The organism is Caviibacter abscessus (genome assembly GCF_001517835.1).
Classification (GTDB): Bacteria; Fusobacteriota; Fusobacteriia; order Fusobacteriales; family Leptotrichiaceae; genus Caviibacter; species Caviibacter abscessus.
In genome coordinates, this window is sequence record NZ_LOQG01000001.1 from 191,354 (window position 1) to 214,417 (window position 23,064).

At 26.0% G+C, this 23,064-nt stretch carries 24 protein-coding genes and 3 tRNA genes; 4 read left to right on the forward strand and 23 right to left on the reverse strand.

All coding sequences use genetic code 11. The features are described 5' to 3' along the window. Nucleotides 1-7 precede the first annotated feature (7 nt). The 23 genes from AWT63_RS00985 to AWT63_RS01085 all read right to left on the reverse strand — a co-directional run bounded on the left by AWT63_RS00985 (nt 8) and on the right by AWT63_RS01085 (nt 21,529). The gene (locus AWT63_RS00985; protein WP_068267764.1) at nt 8-862 is read right to left on the reverse strand and encodes a SpoIID/LytB domain-containing protein; all 855 of its coding nucleotides are present in this window, start codon (nt 860-862) and stop codon (nt 8-10) included. Further along, nucleotides 862-1,809 (reverse strand): endolytic transglycosylase MltG, encoded by a 948-nt coding sequence (gene mltG / locus AWT63_RS00990; RefSeq protein ID WP_068267766.1) that lies wholly within the window; start codon nt 1,807-1,809, stop codon nt 862-864. The genes AWT63_RS00985 and mltG overlap by 1 nt, the downstream gene beginning before the upstream one ends. Then, nucleotides 1,793-2,908 (reverse strand): sporulation integral membrane protein YtvI, encoded by a 1,116-nt coding sequence (ytvI, locus tag AWT63_RS00995; protein ID WP_068267768.1) that lies wholly within the window; start codon nt 2,906-2,908, stop codon nt 1,793-1,795. The genes mltG and ytvI overlap by 17 nt, the downstream gene beginning before the upstream one ends. Further along, nucleotides 2,905-5,742 (reverse strand): excinuclease ABC subunit UvrA, encoded by a 2,838-nt coding sequence (uvrA, locus tag AWT63_RS01000; protein ID WP_068267770.1) that lies wholly within the window; start codon nt 5,740-5,742, stop codon nt 2,905-2,907. Before uvrA ends, ytvI begins: the two co-directional genes overlap by 4 nt. Before the next feature lie 137 nt (nt 5,743-5,879). Then, nucleotides 5,880-6,356 (reverse strand): redoxin family protein, encoded by a 477-nt coding sequence (locus AWT63_RS01005; RefSeq protein WP_068267771.1) that lies wholly within the window; start codon nt 6,354-6,356, stop codon nt 5,880-5,882. Further along, nucleotides 6,353-7,036: a cytochrome c biogenesis CcdA family protein gene (locus AWT63_RS01010; RefSeq protein WP_068267772.1), complete on the reverse strand. Its 684-nt coding sequence runs from the start codon at nt 7,034-7,036 to the stop codon at nt 6,353-6,355. Before AWT63_RS01010 ends, AWT63_RS01005 begins: the two co-directional genes overlap by 4 nt. A 6-nt stretch (nt 7,037-7,042) precedes the next feature. Further along, nucleotides 7,043-8,095 (reverse strand): peptide-methionine (R)-S-oxide reductase MsrB, encoded by a 1,053-nt coding sequence (gene msrB, locus AWT63_RS01015; protein ID WP_068267774.1) that lies wholly within the window; start codon nt 8,093-8,095, stop codon nt 7,043-7,045. A gap of 216 nt (nt 8,096-8,311) precedes the next feature. Continuing rightward, nucleotides 8,312-8,986: a copper homeostasis protein CutC gene (locus AWT63_RS01020; protein ID WP_068267776.1), complete on the reverse strand. Its 675-nt coding sequence runs from the start codon at nt 8,984-8,986 to the stop codon at nt 8,312-8,314. 60 nt (nt 8,987-9,046) lie between these two features. Then, nucleotides 9,047-9,751: a hypothetical protein gene (locus AWT63_RS01025; RefSeq protein ID WP_068267778.1), complete on the reverse strand. Its 705-nt coding sequence runs from the start codon at nt 9,749-9,751 to the stop codon at nt 9,047-9,049. Further along, nucleotides 9,751-9,885 (reverse strand): hypothetical protein, encoded by a 135-nt coding sequence (locus tag AWT63_RS06480; protein ID WP_269431473.1) that lies wholly within the window; start codon nt 9,883-9,885, stop codon nt 9,751-9,753. The genes AWT63_RS01025 and AWT63_RS06480 overlap by 1 nt, the downstream gene beginning before the upstream one ends. 138 nt (nt 9,886-10,023) lie before the next feature. Further along, a complete protein-coding gene (locus tag AWT63_RS01030; protein ID WP_068267779.1) occupies nt 10,024-10,683 on the reverse strand; it encodes a CPBP family intramembrane glutamic endopeptidase in 660 nt (219 codons plus the stop codon). A 14-nt stretch (nt 10,684-10,697) separates the two neighbouring features. Further along, nucleotides 10,698-10,853, reverse strand: coding sequence for a hypothetical protein (locus tag AWT63_RS06185; protein WP_156414474.1), 156 nt, complete (start codon nt 10,851-10,853; stop codon nt 10,698-10,700). Nucleotides 10,854-10,877: 24 nt separating this feature from the next. Further along, on the reverse strand, nt 10,878-11,996 hold the full coding sequence (locus tag AWT63_RS01035) for an MFS transporter (RefSeq protein ID WP_156414475.1): 1,119 nt from the start codon (nt 11,994-11,996) through the stop codon (nt 10,878-10,880). A 122-nt stretch (nt 11,997-12,118) separates the two neighbouring features. Beyond that, a complete protein-coding gene (locus AWT63_RS06270; RefSeq protein ID WP_068267783.1) occupies nt 12,119-12,439 on the reverse strand; it encodes an AAC(3) family N-acetyltransferase in 321 nt (106 codons plus the stop codon). Then, on the reverse strand, nt 12,427-12,759 hold the full coding sequence (locus tag AWT63_RS06275; RefSeq protein WP_068267784.1) for an AAC(3) family N-acetyltransferase: 333 nt from the start codon (nt 12,757-12,759) through the stop codon (nt 12,427-12,429). Before AWT63_RS06275 ends, AWT63_RS06270 begins: the two co-directional genes overlap by 13 nt. Nucleotides 12,760-12,777: 18 nt before the next feature. Continuing rightward, a complete protein-coding gene (locus tag AWT63_RS06280; protein WP_082680404.1) occupies nt 12,778-13,476 on the reverse strand; it encodes a rhodanese-like domain-containing protein in 699 nt (232 codons plus the stop codon). A 9-nt stretch (nt 13,477-13,485) separates the two neighbouring features. After that, nucleotides 13,486-13,926 (reverse strand): deoxycytidylate deaminase, encoded by a 441-nt coding sequence (locus AWT63_RS01055; protein WP_068267905.1) that lies wholly within the window; start codon nt 13,924-13,926, stop codon nt 13,486-13,488. Between the two features lie 43 nt (nt 13,927-13,969). Continuing rightward, a complete protein-coding gene (xseA, locus tag AWT63_RS01060) occupies nt 13,970-15,226 on the reverse strand; it encodes an exodeoxyribonuclease VII large subunit (RefSeq protein WP_068267785.1) in 1,257 nt (418 codons plus the stop codon). Then, nucleotides 15,226-17,196 (reverse strand): excinuclease ABC subunit UvrB, encoded by a 1,971-nt coding sequence (gene uvrB, locus AWT63_RS01065; protein WP_068267789.1) that lies wholly within the window; start codon nt 17,194-17,196, stop codon nt 15,226-15,228. The genes xseA and uvrB overlap by 1 nt, the downstream gene beginning before the upstream one ends. 1 nt (nt 17,197) lies before the next feature. Continuing rightward, nucleotides 17,198-18,484 carry a glycoside hydrolase family 10 protein gene (locus AWT63_RS01070; RefSeq protein WP_068267790.1) on the reverse strand — a complete coding sequence of 429 codons (1,287 nt, stop codon included), beginning with the start codon at nt 18,482-18,484 and terminating at the stop codon, nt 17,198-17,200. A 1-nt stretch (nt 18,485) separates the two neighbouring features. Further along, nucleotides 18,486-19,097 carry an O-methyltransferase gene (locus AWT63_RS01075; RefSeq protein WP_068267791.1) on the reverse strand — a complete coding sequence of 204 codons (612 nt, stop codon included), beginning with the start codon at nt 19,095-19,097 and terminating at the stop codon, nt 18,486-18,488. Nucleotides 19,098-19,215: 118 nt separating this feature from the next. After that, a complete protein-coding gene (locus AWT63_RS01080; protein ID WP_068267793.1) occupies nt 19,216-20,346 on the reverse strand; it encodes a glycosyltransferase in 1,131 nt (376 codons plus the stop codon). Nucleotides 20,347-20,437: 91 nt separating this feature from the next. Next, nucleotides 20,438-21,529: an MGDG synthase family glycosyltransferase gene (locus AWT63_RS01085; RefSeq protein ID WP_068267794.1), complete on the reverse strand. Its 1,092-nt coding sequence runs from the start codon at nt 21,527-21,529 to the stop codon at nt 20,438-20,440. Between the two features lie 96 nt (nt 21,530-21,625). Between AWT63_RS01085 and AWT63_RS01090 the strand changes: the two genes are divergently transcribed. The 4 genes from AWT63_RS01090 to AWT63_RS01110 all read left to right on the forward strand — a co-directional run bounded on the left by AWT63_RS01090 (nt 21,626) and on the right by AWT63_RS01110 (nt 23,045). After that, nucleotides 21,626-21,701, forward strand: a tRNA-Val gene (locus AWT63_RS01090). Between the two features lie 7 nt (nt 21,702-21,708). Next, nucleotides 21,709-21,785: transfer RNA gene (locus tag AWT63_RS01095), tRNA-Asp, on the forward strand. Between the two features lies 1 nt (nt 21,786). Further along, nucleotides 21,787-21,862: transfer RNA gene (locus AWT63_RS01100), tRNA-Phe, on the forward strand. A 622-nt stretch (nt 21,863-22,484) separates the two neighbouring features. Then, nucleotides 22,485-23,045 carry a hypothetical protein gene (locus AWT63_RS01110; RefSeq protein WP_068267801.1) on the forward strand — a complete coding sequence of 187 codons (561 nt, stop codon included), beginning with the start codon at nt 22,485-22,487 and terminating at the stop codon, nt 23,043-23,045. Nucleotides 23,046-23,064: the final 19 nt, after the last annotated feature.

Genomic DNA, 23,064 nt, shown 5'->3' on the forward strand with positions numbered 1-23,064 from the left:
ATATCTCCTAATATATTTTTTTTAATTCAACTCCAGTGTAATAGTGCTTAAGTATTTTATCGTAAGTATAGTTATAAAACTTAGCTAAATATTTAGCACCATGTTGTGACATTCCTACCCCATGTCCATATCCTACTCCTTGAAAATACACACTACCATTTTCAACATGCATATTAAAGTTTGCACTTTTTAACTTTGAATTTCCTAGTAAACGTCTAAATTTTGCAACTTTTATTGGAGTTTCATTATTTATTATTACTTCTTCTACACTAATTTCATCTTCAAATTTAGCTTTAATTTCTGATACTTGTATATTTAAAATCTTAGATAAGTCCGATAATTTTATCGAGTACTCCCAAAATCTATCTGTAGTATAATCCTCAACAGATTGTAAATATTCAACTTCATTTCCATAAACTTGTTTTGCAGATTTAGTTTTTACTCCACTGCTTGAATGATATAGTGCATCAATAGGTTTATTATTATATACAATAATTATACCTCTCGTATCATTTACCGCATCTTCTATTTTTTTATCTACATTATCTATTTTTCTATAAACTTGTGAATAAGTATCGTTATACACATCAAAATCTTTATTTACATTTCTTAAGATATTTTTCAGTGCATAAGTTCTTGCAGCTATAGCTTGTGCTTTTAAGGCTTCAATAGGAAAACTTTTCCCCATTTCAAAAGTTACAACTGAATAAAGATACTTTTCAAGCGTAATTTTTGTTATTTCATTTGTTTTACTGTCTTTTACTCTTATAACTTGTTCATTATTTAAATCAATTTTTGATTTATTTGTATTTATTGAAGTACAACTAATTACAAATACCAATAAAAATATTAATTTTTTCATTATTTTAAATGTCCGCTTTCTTTTCTTTGTCTTAAATGTTCTGTGTGTGTTTTTGAATAATAAGTCTTATTATTATACATAAAAAAATATAAATATGAAGTGTCTGTATGATTCATAGTTTTTATAATTGTATCATAACTTGGATTGCTTATAGGTGTAGGTGTAAGCCCTTTATGTTTATATGAATTATACTTAGACTTTGAAGATAATAAATCCTTTTTATATGCTCTTCTTTCAAGTTCATATCTTAATGTGGCATCTGATTGTAAAGGCATATTAATTTTAAGTCTATTTTTAAATATACCTGCAATTATAGGTTTATCTTCTTCTTTTTCTGTTTCTCTTTCAACTATAGATGCTAAAATTAAGTTATTATAAAATTCATTTTTATTAGGATAATCTGCCGGCGGAAATTTTTGTAAAAAAGTTTCAAGTATTTTATCAAGTATTTCTTTAGGTCTACTATCTTGGTTGAAAAAATATGTTTCCGGATAAAGATATCCTTCAAAGTTATCAGAATGAGGATAATAGAAAGTATATTCTTTCATTTCAGACAACATTTCTTCTTTTGTTGCTAAACCTAAGGCTTCTATTCTTGCCAACACTTGATTTGAAGTAAATCCTTCAGGTATTGTTAAAGATATTTCATCTCTTTTTGAAGAAATAATCATAGAAATTATTTCATATTTAGTAATTTTAGGTTTTAAAATATATTTACCACTTTTTATTTTCTTATCATTTTGCGTTAATTTAAAAAATACTTTGTCTGCTAATGAATAATTAATATTAAGCATACTATATATTTTTCTAAAGTTGTATTTTTTTTCTACTACTAACTCTTTATTATCCGTCTTGTATGATTTATAAAATATATCGTAATACATATACATAGATGACAGTATGAAAATTGCGAATATAAAAAACAAAACATTAAATATTTTCTTCATTTATTTCCTTCCTTTTTTCATTAATTAAATACTTAAAAAATCCATACTCTATTTCTTTTGTAAATACAATTCTAATTATAGTCATAATTATAGGTCCATATAAAAATCCAAGAACTCCAAATATTCTATATCCACTATACATTGCAACTAATGTTAAAAGTGGGTGTATTCCTGCATTTTTGCTTAATAATTTAGGCTCGCTATATTGTCTAACCAAAGTAATAATTGCATATAATACAAGTAAGCTTACACCTAAAATATATTCTTTTTGTAAAATAGATATAAGAGCCCAAGGACCTAAAACAGTTCCAGTTCCAAGTATAGGTAAAGCATCAATTAATGCTATTGCAATGGCTATTATAAGTACATAGCTTATTTTATTTGTATATAAATTTATTATATTAAGTCCTATAATTAATTCAAAAAAACATAATGTTATTAATACTAATTGTGTTTTAAGATACATAAATATCATAGTTAAAACATTTTCTTTTATTTTGAAAAACATTTCAATCCAAGTAACAGGCATTTGCTTTTCAAAAAAATCTACTATTTCTTTTTTATCACTTGAAATTACAAAAGATGATAATACTGTTATTATTGTATATACAGTTAAAGTCGGTAACTTTTTTACTAAACTTATACTTGAATTTAGTATTATCAAAGCGTAATTTGAAATATAATTAACCAATTTAACTATAGTACTATTTACATAATCAATTGTGTACTTTGGTAAAAATGATATATATGAATTAATTTCTTTTGATAAATCATTAATTGCTTGTATAAGTGATTGAGAATTTTGTGCTAATTCATTTCCAAATCTAACAACTTCTACCGTTATATTAAATAATACAATAAAAACTATTAAAAAGATTATCATATAAAATAAAGTTAAAGTTATAACTTTAGCAATTGCGTTTTTTATTTTCAGTATTGAACTAAGATATCCTGCAATTGGGTTTGTAACACTTACAATAGCTGTTGCTATTACAAAAGGTAGTAAAAACACCAATAGTTTGAATGTAATTAAAAGTAATATTAATACCGATATCACATAAATAAGCGGCGTTAATCTTTTAATGTCAAACCCTTTCATTTATCTTTCCTCCTTAAAATTTTGCTCAAAAATTTTCCTGTATAAGATTTCTTATTTTTACATATCTTTTCAGGTTCTCCATGTGCTATGACTTGTCCGCCATTTTGTCCACCCTCAGGACCTATATCAATAATATAGTCTGCTGATTTTATTACATCTAAATTGTGTTCTATTACAATTACTGAATTATTATTCTCAACTAATCTGTTAAGAACTATTAATAATTTTCTAATGTCTTCAAAATGTAGTCCCGTAGTTGGCTCGTCTAATATATATATTGTATCTCCATTACTTGTTTTTGAAAGTTCACTTGATAGTTTTATTCTCTGTGCTTCTCCCCCTGATAAAGTAGTTGCACTTTGACCAAGTGAAATATAATCCATACCAACATCTATTAAAGTACTTAATTTTCTATTAAGTGATGGAATATTTGTAAAAAATTCATACGCTTCTCTTACTGTCATATTTAAAACTTCGTCAATATTTTTTCCTTTATATTTTACTTCTAAAGTTTCATTATTGTATCTTCTACCCTTACATATTTCACATTCTACATATACGTCAGGTAAAAAATTCATTTCAATTTTAACTATACCTGCCCCCGAACAAGCTTCACATCTTCCACCTTTTACATTAAAAGAAAACCTTCCTTTATCATATCCACGTATTTTTGCGTCGTTTGTTTTTGAAAATAAATCTCTTATATCATCAAAAATCTTTGTATATGTCGCAGTATTTGACCTAGGTGTTCTTCCTATTGGACTTTGATCAATATTAATAACTTTTTTTGCGTTTTCAATACCACTTATGCTTTTATATGGTAGCGGATATAGTTTTGAACCGTTTAGTTCATTGCTTAATATTGGATATAAAGTTTGATTTATAAGAGTACTCTTTCCACTTCCAGATACTCCTGTAGCAACAGTAAATACTCCAAGTGGTATATCAACATCAACGTTTTTTAAATTATTACCCGTACATGATTTTAATTTTAAAAACTTTGTTGCTTTTCTTCTTTTCTTTGGTATTTCTATGTTAAGTTTACCACTTAAATATTTTCCAGTTATTGAATTTTCATTTTTCATAACTTCATTAGGACTACCTTGTGCGACTATATTTCCTCCGCAAATCCCAGCACCAGGACCTATATCAATTAAATAATCACACTCTCTCATAGTATCTTCATCATGCTCTACTATTATTAGAGTGTTTCCTATATTTTTTAAATCTTTTAAAGTTGATAATAATTTTTCATTATCTCTTTGGTGAAGTCCTATACTTGGTTCATCTAAAACATAAATAACACCTGTAAGTTTACTTCCTATTTGAGTTGCAAGTCTTATTCTTTGACTTTCTCCTCCTGATAAAGTTCTAGTATTTCTTGATAAACTTAAATAGTCAAGACCTACATTAACCATAAAACTAAGTCTTTCTCTTATTTCTTTTAATATTTCTTGAGCTATTTTCTTTTCCTTATCTGTAAGTTCCAAATTTTCAAAAAATATAAGAGCATCAGATATACTTAATTTAGTCACATCAATAATAGACTTTTCATTTATTTTAATATTTAAAACTACATCTTTTAATCTATCACCATGACACTCACTACAAGTTTTTTCAATCATATACTTGTTTTCAAGCTCTTCTTTTATACTTTCGCTAAATGACTCTTTGTATCTTCTATTTGCAAGAGATATAATACCATCAAATGTTTTATATCCATCATAATTATATTCTTTAGTGTTTATAGTAAATCTAAATTTTTTGTCAGTTCCATAAAACAAAATTTGCTTTTGATTTTCAGAAAGTTGTGAAAAGCTTAAATTCTCATCAATATCATGAGCTTTTAAAAAATCCGTAAACATTTTATAAGTCCATGAAGTTTTTGAGCTTCCTCCGCAAACAAAAACTCCTCCATTATTTAACGGTAAATTTTTATCAATTACTATCTTATTTTCATCAATTACTAATGCTGAGCCAAGTCCATTACATTTCTCACAAGCACCATAAGGTGCATTAAATGAAAATAATCTTGGTACAATTTCAGGAAAAGCTATATCTTCATGATTTTCACATACAAAATTCTCATTATATTTTAATCTAGTTTTATTAAGTTCAACTTCAATGCTACCTTGTGAAAGCTTTATACCTTGTTCTATACTTTCTGTGATTCTTGTTAATATTTCCTGTTCTTCATCTTTTCTAATTATTATTCTATCAACAATAACATAAATATTATGTCGTTTATTTTTATCAATTTCTATTTCATCATCAAGATCAAATACAGTACCATCTACAGCTACTCTTTGAAATCCTTGTTTTTGTAATGAAATAAACAGATTTTTAAAAGTTCCTTTTTTATCTTTTACTACAGGTGATAATATGATTAATTTATCTTTTTCATTACATTTTGCATATACTTCTTCTATAATTTCTTGTATTGATTTTTTACTAACTATTTTATTACATAAAGGACAATGTGCTATACCTATATGACCCCACAATAATCTCATATAATCATATATTTCTGTCATTGTTCCAACAGTTGATCTTGGATTTTTTGAAACACTTTTTTGTTCTATTGATATTGCTGGTGATAAACCTTCAATACTATCTAATTCAGGTTTTTTCATTTGTGAAATAAATTGTCTTGCATATGCTGATAAGCTTTCAACATATCTTCTTTGTCCTTCTGAATAAATTGTATCAAAAGCTATTGAAGATTTTCCACTACCCGATACACCTGTTATAACAACCATTTTACCTTTAGGAATATCTAAGTTAATATTTTTTAAATTGTGTTCTCTAGCTCCTTTTATTCTAATAAAATCCATTTTACACCTCGCTTATTATTATATCATGAATAGGTAAAAATTAACATAAAAATAAGTTAAATTTAAAAGGGACCAAACCATTGATTTGATCCCGTAATAACAATTATATTTTATAGAGAGATTGAAATTTAACTAATTTATTTTGCTCTTTCCTTGATGTGTTTTTTTATAATCTCACTTGAGATAGGTCCTGGAGCTGAAAATTTAATTTCCCCATTTTTATTAAGGAAAACATTTGTAGGATATGCTCTAACTCCTGCTTTTCTTATTAATTCTCCACTTTCATCAAGATAGACAGGTATATCACCATATTGTGATAAACTTTTCCACCATTTTAAAAACTCTTTTGTTGTTTGTTCATTTATATGTCCTGGTGAAACTACTGTTATTACATTAAAATCTTTATTTTTTTCTCTTACTAATTGTTGTGTATGCGGTAAAGTCGCAAGACATATAGGACACCAAGATGCCCACATTTTTATATATGTTGGTTTTCCTCTAAATTGACTTAATTTTACCTCTTTTCCATTAATATCTTTTAAATTTACATCAATTCCTGCTGCTACTGAAAATATAGATGCTAAAGACATTACTGCTGCTGCTAATTTTTTCATTTTATTCCTCCTAAACTTATTCCATTAAAGTATGTCACTATTGCTTCAAATTTATCAAAGAATAACAAAATACCTAAAATTATAATTAAATATCCACTTATTTTCTTTATAGTTTCTAAATTATTCTTAATAAATCCTAATTTATTGTTTATATATTTATAAAATACTGTAAAGATTAAAAATGGTGTTGCAAATCCAAGAACAAAGAATGCCATTAATATTGCTCCAAATCCTTGTGAAGCTGAATCAACTGTTAATGATAATATTGTTGCAAGTATTGGTCCTACACAAGGCGTCCAACCTAAGCTAAAAGTTAACCCTAAAACAAATGACTCTACAGCACTACTTTTAAATTGTTTTTTTACTTCTACCGTTTTTGTTTCTTTAAGTTTGCTAAAATTTAGTATATCAGCTTGATGTAATCCAAGTAATATTACAATTATTGCTGATACTTTTTTTACAGTAGGATTTACCAAAAATTGTCCTATAAACCCAAAACTAAATCCTAAAAGTATAAATGTTATTGATAATCCCAATATAAATAAGAATGTATTTAATATTTTCTTACCATCTTTTCCTAATATTGATAAATAAACCGGTAATATTGGAAATATACAAGGTGATAAGAAAGTAATAATCCCTCCTATATATGCCGACCATAAATAAATATTTTCACTCATTTTGAACTAATTCCCTTCCACTAAATGTCTTAAATATCCGTATCCTGCTTTTTCCATTTCATCAAGAGGTATAAATTTAATTGCTGCACTATTTATACAATATCTTAATCCTCCACGATCTGCCGGACCATCTTTAAATACATGTCCTAAATGAGAATCCGCACTACGGCTTCTTAATTCTGTTCTATGCATATTAAATGAAAAATCATCTTTATATGTCACAACATAGTCTACAATAGGTTTTGTAAAACTTGGCCATCCGCAACCTGAATCAAATTTATCTGCTGAAGAAAATAAAGGTTCTCCACTTGCAATGTCAACATATATACCAGGTCTATGGTTGTCCCAATATTCATTAGAAAATGCATATTCTGTATTACCGTTTTGTGTAACTTCTATTTGTTCTTTTGTTAATCCTTTTAAATTTTTTGGATATCTATCTTTATCAATTATTACCTGACCTGCTTTACTTAGATCAATATGACAATATCCATTTGGATTTTTCTTTAAATAATCTTGATGATACTCTTCAGCCACAATAAAATTATTTAATTTTAAATTTTCAACTACTACTTTTGCATCAAATTTCTTTTGTAAATTATTAAGTGCTTTTGTAATTACTTCTCTATCTTCATCATTTACATAATAAATTCCTGTTCTATACTGTGTTCCTACATCATTTCCTTGTTTATTTACACTAGTTGGATTTATTATAGTAAAATATTGTTGTAATAATGTTTCAAGATCTGTTTTACTTGCATCATAAGTAACTTCAACAGTTTCAGCATGTCCTGTTTGTGAGATATAATTGTAACTTGTATCTTTCGTTTTTCCATTTGCATAACCTGAAATGGCATTTACTACTCCTGGTGTTCTTTCAAAAAACTCTTCTACTCCCCAAAAACAACCTCCTGCTAAATAAATTTTTCTGTAGTTTTTAGGATTTGTTTTCTTATCTTTTACAATCATTGTTTTTTTACTAGTTGTTTGCATCTTTTTATATGCAAATCCTGTTATAGCTGTAAGTGCTACTACCGCTAAAACAAACATTTTTTTCATAAGTAAATCCTCCCTGCTTGATTTAATAAAGTTTAACATAGGAATTTTTAAAAATCAATAGATTTTGACAATTCTAAGATAATTCTAAGGCAATTCTAAGGATTGTATTTATTGACTTTGACATAACTTTTATTTTTAAACTCACTAAATAGCCGCTTATAGCTTCAAATAAAAATTATATGAAAATAAAAATATTCAAAGAAAAAAATGTATAGCCTAAAAACTATACATTTTATCTATTTTATCTAATATTTTTTCATCTACTTTTAAATAATAACCGAATAATTTTGAATCTACTCTTTTTGAAAATGTACCGTGGATATTATACCCATTAAATAAATTAATATTTTCTATATTTATTCCGGAACCTATCAAAATTTCACATTTTGTATTTAACCTTTTTATATTCTCAAAACCTAAAACTGCATCTACTTCATGACCACTTGTAAGTATTCTATCAACACCTAATTTATCTAGTAATTCTATTGATTTTTTATAGTCTTTAACTATATCTATAGCTCTATGAAATACAAACTCTTTATTATTTTCCCTACACAAGTTTATAATTTTTTTAGTTTTTTCTACATCTATTGTTAAATCTTCATTCAATGCACCAAAAGCTAATCCATCACAATAATTAATAATATTTTTTGCACTTTCTAGCATAATTTCAAATTCATTATCTGTATATATGAAATTACCTGAACGTATTCTTATCATTGATATTATCTTCTTATTACTAACTTTTCTTGCATTTTTCAATAAATTTATATCTGGTGTAAGTCCTCCTACTTCAATTGCACTGTTAAGCTCTATTCTAGATATACATTCATACTTATTTACAAGTATTATATCGTCAATATTTTGTAAACATATTTCTATTTTCTTCATATCATTTGCCTTTTTATTTTAATATATCATATCAATTATGCTAAAATCAATTTTTCACATTTATTTTTTTATTCGTAATGTCTTTTCTTTAGCTCTTACAGGTACTTTAACAATTTTTTCTACTACCTTTTCTACACATTTTGGATAATCTTGAATTTGTGGTTTATTAAAATCATTTGTATCCAATATTAACCCTAATCTTACACCAAGCTTGTGATGAAAATAATGTGATGTATAATATGTATAAGATGTTATACTAATACTAGTATCATACGAATCCGATAAATTAGCAGGGGTGGCAAACGATGTTGTAGATGTAGATATAGTATATTTTTTCATTCTAGAAAAATACTTTCCATCATATAAAACCTCTGCTAAGAAATATTTATAATCCAGCCCAAATCCTAAACCGTAGTAAACACCACTAGTATTTTTAAATCTATTTTGAATGTATGGTTGCCTTCCATAATCATATACTTCTCTTGAAATAGCATATCCTACTCTTCCGAATGTATAAAGATTTAATCCACTGTTATGTTTATAGAAATTGTATTTTAATGTTGCATAAATAGGTATCATAGTTACTGAATAATCATTAGTATTATTCTTCAAATTTCTATATTTTACTGTTGTTTCTCCAAAGTTATATTCAATACCTGCACCTAATTTTAGCTTTCTATCTAAAAAGTGGATTGGATAAATTTCAGCACCTATTACAAAACCTCTACTATATGGAACATCTACTACATCTGGATCTTTATGCATTATTTTTTTCTTTCAGATTTTACATTTGTACTATTTCTAAAAAAATCATATCCAACCTTTATATTAGCCTCAAAATCGTACGACATCGCACTAATACTGGCTAAAGTCATAATTCCTAAAATAATTTTTCTCATTTTTTTCTACCATCTAAAAACTCACGTATGATAGTATCACATCTTTTTCAATAAAATCAAGAAAATTCTTGTAAAATCAAGGGTGATTTTACTTGCAATAAAATAAAGCTCTAGAATTTAAGACTCTAGAGCTTTTATTTAAAATGCCGATATAATCGTAAAAAATATGTCATGAGAAAGTAGAATTAGGACAGGTATTCTTGTAAAAAAAGTTTTAAAACTTTCTTTTTCATGCTTAAATCTATCTAATATATTAATATTTTTTATTATATCTTTATATTTTATTGTAATTATAAGTGATAAGACGAAAAGTGCATATTGATAATATGTACTGTATGATGCATTTATATTTGCTAATTGTGAGTTTATTTCAACATTAAGATTATTCATTATATGAAGTAAAACTGCAATTTTAAATGAATATTTATACGCAACATATCCAATAATTGTACTTGCAATAGCTATTACAAAAACTTGATATATATTTTGATGTGTTGTTCCAAAGAATATTGAAGATGTTATAACGGCAAAAAATGGACCATATTTTTCCAATTTTCTTAGTAAAAAACCTCTGTATAGCATTTCTTCAAATATAGATCCTATTATTACTGTATAAACCACAAGTGATATACTTGTTGAAGCATCAGAATACAACGAAGTATCTTCAATTAATTTAAAATAATGAAATATTGGTTCCAAAATATTTGATAAAACTAAGGTAACTACACAACACAATGCAAAAAAGAATGCAATTTCATAAATACTAATGCTTTTTCTTTCTTCACTAATATTTTTCACGTATTGTTTTATTCCTATATTAAAATGGGAATTATTAATCCTATTATAGTTGCTATTATTCCAACTAATACATCATTTTTTAATACATTTTCCATATACATAGGAATAACTGTAAGTAATATACCTTGAATAAACATAATTACCCCTATTATAGTCATTTCTCTTTTCATTTTTTTCCTTTCATAATAGTATTCTTAATCCTCATATTTTTTGTCCAATCTATTAACCAAAGCCAGATAAGTTATAACAAAAACAAATAATAATATTTCTGAAAACCAAAGACCAAAAATATTTGCACTAGTTAAAACTATAAAAATTTGTACTGGTATTGTAACTGCTAATAAGGTATTGATTGCTCCACTTGAAACACCTAGACTATCATAATCTTGATTTTCCATTAAATATAGACTAAATTGGGGAGATAAAATTCCTTCAAATCCAAATAGGATAAAAATAAAAATTAATAAAATATATATATTTGAATTAGTAAATAAAAGAAAAGAAATCATACCTAAGATAATTAACATAAAATTGAGAGACTTAAATATTGAAAATGATTTAAAGTATCTAGTTGAAGCCCAATTTCCTACAATTATACCAATAACTGATATACCTCCCAATAAACTAATAATCGTTTCATATGGTAACTGACTCAATATTTTAGGATTATTAATATATACATACATGAAAGATAGTAAACAAGCTACTAAAGAATTTGATAGCGACACTGGAAGAAGCACTTTCATTATCTTTTTATTCTTTAAAAGCCTTAATATACTTCTAAAAATCTTAATATCATTATTATTTTCATTATCTTGATTTAAATTTTTCTCATACTCTAAAATTTTAAATCTTAAATCTGAAAAAATATGTATCATCATTAAACCGGCAACTAAAAATGTTATACTGTTTAAAATTGAAAATGTAATAAAATTTGAACCCAAAAGCAATAATATAATCCCACCAAATACTTTAGCACCAAAAGAGAAAATATAGTATGTAATATTAGAAAAAGAAAAACTTTCCTCCATATCCTCTTCTGGAATAATTGAATAGATTATAGGAAATCTTAAGTTATCTGAATAAGAGCCTATTAAATCTGATAAGATATTTAATATAGATATGATAATAATTGTTGTAATACCATTATAAATGTATAAAACTATTGCAACTAAAACATAAATAATAAATCTCAACAAATTAGAAACTATATCAGCAAAAGCTTTATTTTTAGTTCTATCAACTAAATATCCCGTATAAACTGAAAAAAATGGAGGTAATGTTTCTGAAACTGTTACTATAGATATAGCCATAATATTATTTTATAGTTTATTAGCATACGCAATTAATGCTAAATAAAAAATTGAGTCACCTATTAAAGATAAACAATCTGATATAGTTATTAATCTATAGATTTTATTCCTTAAAAATACGTTCACTTCTTACCCCTATCAAGATAATATTGTTTTGAAAAATTAACACATTCCTTTAATCTGAAACAACTAATCTCAGCTTCATTAACTTTTATGGGTTTAATGGATAAATAATCGTAAAATAACTTTTGAATTTCTAGATAATCATCATAGATATCAACCTCAATATTTTTAAATTCTACCCATTTATCTATTTCATTATGTTTCATTTTACTTTTTTCTATAATTGTTTCTCTTCCAAGAAAATTTTCTGCTAAATGAATTGATGTATTGGTTTCAAAATCTGTTCCTATCATTAAAATTTTAGCATTTAAATCATACATTTTAGACAAAGGAGAATGCAAACCAAACGGATAATTTCAAACCAATCTGAAGGTACTGGAGGATATTGCCAAGAAGCCGGATCTGAAATATCAACTGTTTGAGATGGAACAACTATAGTTCCCTCTGGACCAATTATACTAATTAAAGCTTCATATATAGCCTCGCTCCCTCCAACAACATAGCCTAAAGATGAAATTGATGAATGTACCATTAATACATCGCCTTTTTCAACCCCTACATTTAAAAATATTTTTTTTAGATCACATATTGTGATTGGTTTTAAACCTTTTTTTTCGGTCTTTGTCAAGTATTCATACATAATTATTTCCTCTATTTCTTATTTAATAAACCCTTTTTGCTTGGCTATACTTATTAATTTAGGTTGTATTTCAGGATATGTTAAATTTTTAGGTAAGTTTTTCAAAAAAACTATTTTTTCTATTTCACTGTGTAATTCTTTTTCAAATAATTTTACATCTGCAAAATATAGCATACCAAAAGTTTCAACACCTTTTACAGTAACTGAATAAATAGATATAGGAGTAATTGTATATTTTATTGCTCCTGTTTCTTCATATAATTCACGTTTTGCAGTAGTCAGAATATCTTCACCAAATTCTCTATGTCCACCTGGAATTTCTAATGTATCTCTTTTTTTGTGCTTACAAAATACAAATTCATCATTAAATTTTGTAATAATCACTGCAAACTTTAACAAACTATCTTCAACATTATCATAAAAATTTACTTTTAGCATTTCCCATTCAAGCATTCCACCTAATACATTATAGGCATCATAACCTTTTTTATTTAAGTACTTTGTTGCTATCTTACTTCTTCTTCCACTTCTGCATATGACATATACTTTCTTATTTTTATCTCCACAAAAACTTTCTATTTTATCTAATGGAATATTTTTAGAACCTTTTATATGTCCTTCCTTATATTCTTCCTCTTTTCGTACATCTATTAAAACCATATCTTCTTTTAGTTGTTCTATTTTTATACTTGGTACTGGTTTCAAAAAATCAAACATAGCTGTCCTCTAATCTCCAAAAGTTATTTTAATTTCATTTTTTTCATCAATATATTTAACAATTTTTATATCAGCATTTTCCATTATTCTTGTAGAAGCTTTTAATAATTCATGATGCTTATGTTTATCTGAGTAGTAAACTACTTTTTTTATTCCTGATTGTGTTATGGCTTTTGCACATTCATTGCAAGGATAATGAGTTACATATATTGTACTATTTTCTAAATCTTTAATACTATTTAATATTGCATTAAGCTCTGCATGAACTACATAAGGATGTTTTGTATCTAATACTTCTCCTACTTTTGTCCAAGGCATAATATCATCACTGCTTCCTCTTGGAAACCCGTTATATCCTATACCTATAATCTTGTTATTTTTTACTATGCAAGCTCCTACTTGAGTTACAGGATCTTTACTTCTTTGTGCAGACAAAAATGCTATACCCATAAAGTATTGTTCCCAACTTATGTAATCTTCTCTTTTTGACACGTTATTTCACCTCGCTTGATACTTTACCATTTTTATAAACAGTTTCTAACTTCATACCTTTTTTTAGTGTTACATCTTTTATTAATTTATTATTCACAAGTGTTATACTAAAACCTCTATCATATAATTCATTCAAATTATATTTCTCAAGCTTATTTTTCAAACTTTCAATTTTGATTTTCTTATTTTCCAATTTATTTAAAATAATACTGTCAAGATTTTTCTTTATACTTTCAATTCTTTTAATTTTTTCATCATAGTTTAATTTTAATTTCATGATTTCTTCTAGTCTTATAGTATATTTATCAATTAATTGATAGTTACTTAAAATCCTATTTGTATAAAATTCTTTAAAATAATAGTTATTTTTCAAATTATCTACTTCTTTTATTTGAAGTTTTAATTTTTGCATCAAATCAACATTTAATTTTCTTTTCATTTCTATAATCATTTTAAGAATTTCTTTTTTTTCAGGTACAACAAGCTGTGCTGCTTGAGTTGGTGTTGCTGCTCTTAAATCTGCTGCAAAGTCAGATAATAAGACATCTACCTCATGTCCTACAGCAGAAATTATTGGAAGCTTAGATTCATATATAGCTTCTATAACTTCACGCTCATTAAATGCCCATAAATCTTCTATGCTTCCACCACCACGACCTACTATTATTAAATCAAGGTCTAAATTTTTATTATTTAAAACTCTTATTCCCTCAGCTATTGATAAACCTGCACCTTCTCCTTGCACTTTCGCTGAATATACATATATATCAACATTATTATTTCTAATTTGTGTTGTATCTATAATATCATGTATTGCAGCACCTGTATGAGCTGTTACCACACCTATTTTTTTTGGATACTTGGGTATTTGCTTTTTTATTTCTTTATCAAAATATCCTTTGGCAAGATATTCTAGTTTCAATTCTTCAAGCTTTTTATATAGTTCCCCAATATTTGAAATTTTTTCAACTTTACTACAAACAATTTGAAGTGTTGCATTGACATTATATACATTTATTTTCCCATAAACTTTAACATGATCTCCCTCTTTTAAGTTTCTTGGGATATCATTTACTATATAGTTAAAACCCGCACATTTAATATTATTTTTTTCATCTTTTAATGTAAAATACATGTGCCTTTGTTGATACGTAATATTTGATACTTCTCCTTCAACACAAAAAGCTTTAAGCATCACTACACTTTCAAGATATTCTTTTATAATATTATTTATTTCTCCAACTGTATAGGTTTTCACTACATAACCTCCATAAGAATTTTATTTAATTGCGATATTTTATTTCTTATTTCAATTGCTTTTTCAAAATTAAGCTCTTTTGAATATTTTTTCATTTCTTTTTCTAATTTGGATATTTGTTTTTCTATATCTTTTATATTTTTAAATTCAACTGTATTTTCAGTAACAGTCTCTTGTTCATCATATTCTACAAGTGAATCAACAGAGCTATTAGTAACAGTTTTAGGATTAATATTATTTGCTATATTATAGTCATTTTGTATTTTTCTTCTTCTGTCAACTTCTGTTATCGCTTCTTTCATAGATTTTGTTATTGTATCTGCATAAAGTATAACTCTACCTTCAACATTTCTAGATGCTCTACCCATAGTTTGTATAAGTGATCTTCTTGATCTTAAAAATCCTTCTTTATCTGCTTCAAGTATTGCAACTAATGCTACTTCCGGTAAATCTAAACCTTCTCTAAGTAAGTTAATACCTATAAGTACATCATACTCTTTTGTTCTTAAGCCTTTTATTATTTCAACTCTTTCAATTGTATCAATATCAGAGTGCATGTATCTTACTTTAATTCCTAATTCTAAATAATAGTCAGTTAATTCCTCTGCCATTTTCTTAGTTAAAGTTGTTATTAAAACTCTTTGATTTTTTTCAACTTCCTTTTTTATTTCTTCTAGTAAATCATCAACTTGATATTTTGTTTTTCTGATTTCTATACTTGGTTCAATAAGTCCTGTAGGTCTTATTAATTGTTCCACTATTTCATCTTTAGAATTTGTAAGCTCGTAATCACTTGGTGTAGCTGAAACATATACAACTTGATTAATTTTAGCGAAAAACTCTTCTAGTCTAAGCGGTCTATTATCAAAGGCACTTGGTAGTCTAAAACCATTTTCAATTAACATGTTTTTTCTTGAATGATCCCCGTTATACATACCACCTATTTGTGGAACTGTTATATGAGACTCATCAATAAATACAATAAAATCATCAGGAAAATAGTCAATTAAAGTATCAGGAGTTTCACCTTGCTTTTTATCAGCAAGATATCTTGAATAATTTTCAATTCCTTTACAATAACCTATTTCTCTTATCATTTCCATATCATATTCTGTTCTTTGTTTTATTCTTTGTGCTTCTAATAATTTATTATTTTTTTCAAAAAAATCTACTCTTTCTTTAAGTTCTTCCTTTATTTTCATAAACATATTATGATTATCAACTGTTGATAAATAATGAGTTGCAGGCATTATTGCAAGTCTTTTTAAATTTTTAATCTTTTTACCTGTTAAAGGATTTATCTCGTACATATACTCTAAATCTTCATCAAAAAATGTAAATCTGTATGCACTATCTTGATATGGAGGCAGTAAATCAATAATATCTCCTTTTATTCTAAAAGAAGCTCTTTCAAGTACCATATCATTTCTATTATATCTAAGTTCAATAAGTCTTTTAATTAATTTTTTTCTAGAAATTCCTACTTTTTTATCAATTGGAATAACATTATCATTATATGCTTTTTTTGAACCTAAACCATAAATTGCTGAAACAGACGCTACAATAATTACATCTCTCCTTGTTAAAAGAGCTGCCGTAGCAGCGTGTCTTAATTTATCTATTTCTTCATTTATTGATGAGTCTTTCTCAATATATGTATCAGTTTGTGGAATATATGCTTCCGGTTGATAATAATCATAATATGATACAAAATATTCAACTGCATTTTCAGGAAAAAATTTTTTATACTCATTATATAATTGAGCTGCTAATGTTTTATTGGGTGCTAAAATAAGAGCAGGTCTATTTAATCTATTTATTACATTAGCAATAGTAAATGTCTTTCCTGAACCTGTAACTCCTAAAAGAATTTGCTCATATATTCCATTTTCTAAATTAGTTACAAGTTTTTCTATTGCTTGTGGTTGATCACCCGTAGGTTTAAATTTTGAGTATAATTTAAAATCCATATTAATTCATCTCATCAATTATCCATTTATTGTTTAAAAGTGTATCATATCTAAATAATATGTAACCTTTTACAGCAGAATTTTGATTTCTTATATTTTTATGTTCTCTCACTTCGCCTTTAGGCCATTCATTTACTTTATATACTCCCTCTCCAACATATAATGGGGTATTAGTTCTTTTTGATACACTACTCCACCAATTAACAAGTTTTTCATAACCTGCTTTTGGATGGTCAATATGCCAATATATTTGAGGTGCAATATAGTCAATCCAACCTTCACTCATCCATTTAACGCTGTCAGCATATAAATCATCGTATGCTTGTAATCCATTTGTATTTGAACCGCTATAATCTGTACTTTGGTTTCTCCAAATACCAAATGGACTTATTCCAAATGAAATACTTGGTTTTAATTTATGAATTGATGTAGATAAATTTTTTATTAAATCATTTACATTATTTCTTCTAAAATCTCCAAGTGTATTAAATGAACTTCCATTTTCTTGATATTCTCTAATATCAAAATCAGGGATTTTCTTAGCTCCATTAGGATATGGATAGAAATAATCATCTAAATGAACACCATCTATGTTATAGTTTTTAACTATTTCTTCTATATTATTATATAAATATTTTACAACTTCAGGTTTTCCAGGATTTAAATATAGTTTACCATCATATTCAAATACCCAATCAGGATGTTGATTTGCTACATTTTTAGAAGACAATTTACTACGATCTGTTGTCATAGCAACTCTATATGGATTTATCCATGCATGTAATTCAATATTATTTTCATGTGCTTTTTGTATAAAATATGCTAGAGGATCATAACCAGGATATTGATTTTCTATACCAGTTAAATACATAGACCAAGGTAAATTTTTTGAATTATAAAACGCATCATTTGTAGGTTTAACTTGTAAAAAGATAGCATTTAATCCCCAATTTTTAACATTTTCAACTAATTTATCAATTTCTCTTTTTTGAACCTCAGGATTATATCCTTTATTCTTTGGGAAATCTAAATTAAATACAGTTGAAACCCAAACACCTTTTAAATTAGTATTTACTTTTCTTTTACTTCTGTCAAAAACTTGTTTTGATAATTGTTCATTAGATAATATATCTTCATTACTCTTATTTCCTAATTCTGTGTCTTTACCCGGTTTTTTTTCAATTTTTTCAGTTTTTTGCTCTCCCATAACTTGTTTATAATCTTTAGAAACATATGAACATGATACTAAAAATGCTGCTAATCCTAAAGAAATTACTATTTTTTTCATATTATATTCCTTTCTTTGTAACTATGCCTACTCCATCACCGAAAGGTAAGAAGACAAAGTCATAATTTTCATTTAAATAATTAATAAATTCTTTTAATTTATTAATTATTGTTTTGTACCTTTTATTATATTCACTTTCACATATATATCCTCTAAATGCTATATTATCAATGAATATCATACCACCATCGTTAAGTCTTTCATATGATAAATTAAAAAATTCCATATTATGACTTTTTGAAGCATCAATAAAAATAAAGTCAAATTTTTTTGAAAGTTTAGGCAATATATTTAGTGCATCTCCAAGATAAATATCAGCATTTAGCCCTTCTAAATTTTTCTTTGCCATATTATATCTATCTTCATCAATTTCAATAGTTGTCAAATGTAAATTTTTAGCTAAATATTTACCAGAATAACCAATTGCACTTCCTATTTCAAGACAAGTTTTATACTTATTGTGTTTAATTAAAAATAACATAAAGTTAAGTACCTCTTCTGTTACTATAGGAACTTTATTATCAATACCATATTTTTTTACTTCTAATATATCTTTATCTTCTTTAAATAAACTTCTTGCATAAGCCGTTACTTTCTCAAAATTTTCTATCATTACAGACTCCTTTATGGTAAGTATAACACAAAATAATAAAAAATTGTATTTATTTTTACATCAAAAAAAGCCAATAAAATAGTGGTATTTTTCACTAAATTAAAGGCTTAAAATATATTTAATTATTTTTATTTACTAAATTTTCAAATATCTCAAATAATTTTTTCGCAGAATTTTCTATATCATATTCTTTTGCAAACTCAATATATTTTTTACTAAATTCTTCTTTTTCTTCAGGATGTTCTATCCAATAATCAATTTTATCTCTAAGACTATCTGAATCATTTGCTTTAAATAAATTATTCTCACTTAATGCATATTGTTTAGTTGAAGATAAATAACTATTTGATATTAAAGGAACTAAACCACTTGCAAATGCTTCCATACATGACATTCCTTCAACTTCAACATTAGCACAGTGTATGTATAAATCAGAATATGAGATTGTTTTTCTTAATTGCTCTTGAGACATAAATTCAAGTATAGCTTTATTAGGTAAACTTTCGCTTAATTTTCTATATTTATTTTCAAGTGGACCTTTACCTGCTAATATTAATTGTATTTTATCAGCATATTTTGATTTTTTTATTGCCTCAAATAAAAGTATTTGATTTTTTTCAACAGAATAACGACCTACACTTATTATTACAAATTTATCTTTAAATTGAGTTGGTTTTTCACTACGAGGTACAATTGAATCTTTATGTATACCATTAGAAATAACATGTAAATTTGAATTATACTTGTATCTTATAAGTCTTTCTTTAACTGCTTCTGTTGGACATTGAATATCACTACAATATTCATATACAAAATGTTTAAATGCCCAAGTTATTAAAACATTAGCTGGCCTAAGCCACCCTAATCCTACTGAATATGTCATATTTTCAGCATATAAATGAAATGTTCCCATACAAGGTTTATTCATCTTTTTAGCAACTCTTGCAGTATATGAACATAAATAAAACGGATCTTCAAGATGGATTATATCTGCCCATTCTACAGCTTCATATACAACGTCTTTTTTTACTTTAGCAAAAGAAAATCCTTGTTTTTTAATTATTGAATTAAAAATTGGCACTATAAGTTCAGGTAGTGGATAATCAGGAGTTCCCTTTGAACTACCTGCTAAAATTCTTATTTCATTTTCTTTTCCCATTTTTTTAAATTGCTCAACAAAACGTTGCGTAGATATACTCATACCATTGCTTTTGGAAAAGTATTCATTCATAACTATTAGTATTTTCATAGATTACCTTCTTCAATTTGATTTAAATAATCCATATTATATCATAGTTTTCATAATTCTTTAATATCTTTTTACTTTTTATCCACATTATTTAGTTATTTTTCAAATTATGTACTAAATCAACAATCTTTTCAACTGAGTAACTTTCAGATAATTTTCTCATATTATCAACTATTTCGTTATATAATTCCTTATTTTCCAATAACATTTTTACATATTTAGGTAAATCATCAATATCATTAATACTAATAGCCATTTTTTCTTCAACTAAAAATGCTGTATTTTCTTCTTCTTGTCCTGGTATAGAAAACGGAATAATCATAGGTATTTGCTTATTAATAGCTTCTGTTGAAGTAAGACCACCAGGTTTTGTGATAATAAGTTTTGACTTGTCCATAAGCTCATCAATGTTATTAACAAAACCTTTAATTTCAGTTTTACCTGATATAATTTTATCTTTAAATTTTTTTACAAGTTTTCCTCTAAGTTCTGTATTATTTCCACAAATTATTGTTATTTTTACATTTAAATCAGAATTTAATAATACGTCAACAGAATCTTCCATCTTTTTAAGACCCATTGAACCACCCATTAAAAGTATATTAAACGTTTCTGTTTCACTTTTATTTACAGTTTTAAATTCATCTCTAATAGGTATTCCATATACAAATATTTTATCACTACTTACGCCACATTTTATTAAATTTTCTTTAGTATACTCACTACCTGTAATATATGCAGTAACTCCCTTATCAACATAAATATAGTGTGCTTTAAAATCAGTAACTATTTGAACAAACGGTATTGTAATATTCTCTTCTTCAAATATTTTCATTATTAAAGGTACACTCATAGGATGTGTTGAGACAATAACTGCTGGATTATCTTCGAGAATTTTTTTCTTAACTCTATCTTTTACTTTAAAAAATAGATTTTTCATAAATATATCATTTATTAATTTTCTATTTGATATGTTATAAATAAAGCCATATGTATTTGGAAATTTATTAGCGAACGTATCATAACTCTTTGTAACAAATTCATTTGCTCTTTTAGATGTATCCATAAAAAAATCAAAAATTTCTATTTCGTCATTGCCCAATTTTAAAAATTCATTCGCTATATTTCTTGCTGCTTGATTATGTCCTGCACCTGTAGAAGCAGTTAAAATCATTATCTTCATAAATCTCCCCTTTCATATAAATGATATAATAAAAAAAAAATAAATTCAATAAGTTATTGACAAATTTTATTTAATACTGTATTATTCCTTCTGTTAGGTCGCATAGCTCAGTTGGGAGAGCACCTGCCTTACAAGCAGGGGGTCACTGGTTCGAGCCCAGTTGTGACCACCATTTTTTTGGAGGTGTAGCTCAGTTGGTTAGAGTGCTTGCCTGTCACGCAAGATGTCGCGAGTTCGAGTCTCGTCACTTCCGCCAACCCCAGATAGCTCAGTCGGTAGAGCAAAGGACTGAAAATCCTTGTGTCCGTGGTTCGATTCCGCGTCTGGGGACCATTTTAAAGAATATATTTTGAAATTAATAAAAACAGGGTTAAGCCCTGTTTATTTATTTTTGTGAACTTTCACGTTTTTTTAATAATAATTAATCAAAAATTATATATGTTTAATTTTGTCATTTTCACATTTAATATTGATTTTAGTTAAGTGAAGTGATATAATTAAAATAAAAAAAGGAAAATTAAACATTATGAATAAAAATAAAAATTTTATACTTTTATTTGTGATTTTTTTATTAAGTTATTTATTGCATCCTGTTGGGTGGTTATTTATTCTACTTTCATTTTTATTTCCACCTTTTATAATTTTTAATTTAATCATGGCATTAGTATTCGCTTCGTCACTTTGTAATGAAAATAATGATAAATAATATATATGTATATTGGGATTTGTTTACGGACACTCCCTTTTTTTATTTAATTTTTTTCTAAATTCATATTCTAAATATTCAGATAATTCTTAACCTTAATAATAACTGAAAGGGTATCTATTTCAAAATTTTAATTTATTCACAACAATTAAATTTTATACAAATTTCAACAAATTTTATTAAAATTCTGGACTTTTTCCTAAAAAAACAGTGAAATAAATTACAAAATGTAAATAAAGGAGGAATTTTATGAATAATTTTTTTCTTTTATCCCTAAAAAGTATATCTAATGAATTTCAAATTGATTTTTATAAAAATAATTTACAAAAATTTAATCCTGACAATTTTAGAATTAAAGGAATATTTGGGAGAAATGGAATAGGTAAAACTAGTATAATAAAGTCAATTGAAACTATTAAAAACATTGTTCTTTGTTTTAATTATTTACAAGAAACAGAGAATATTGTTATGTTAAGCAAATTAATTAACAATGTCACTAAAGAAATGTATGTTGAATTAGAATTTTTAGAAAATATTCATAACAAAATTAACGTATATACCCATTGTATTAAATTAATTATTAAAAATGATAATGATGTTATCACTTCAGAAGAAAAAATTTACATGAAAACAAAAAAGATACAAAAAAAAATTGAAATATTAAATGGTAAAATTTTATGCAATAATTTTTATAATATGGATTTTTTCTATCAGTATTTTTTTTATTTTTTTCATAAAATAGATAGCTCTCTATTCTTTTCAAATTGTATTTTATGTGTTTTTATGTTAGTATCTTTCATAGATATTTAACTAAAAAAAGGAGAATTAA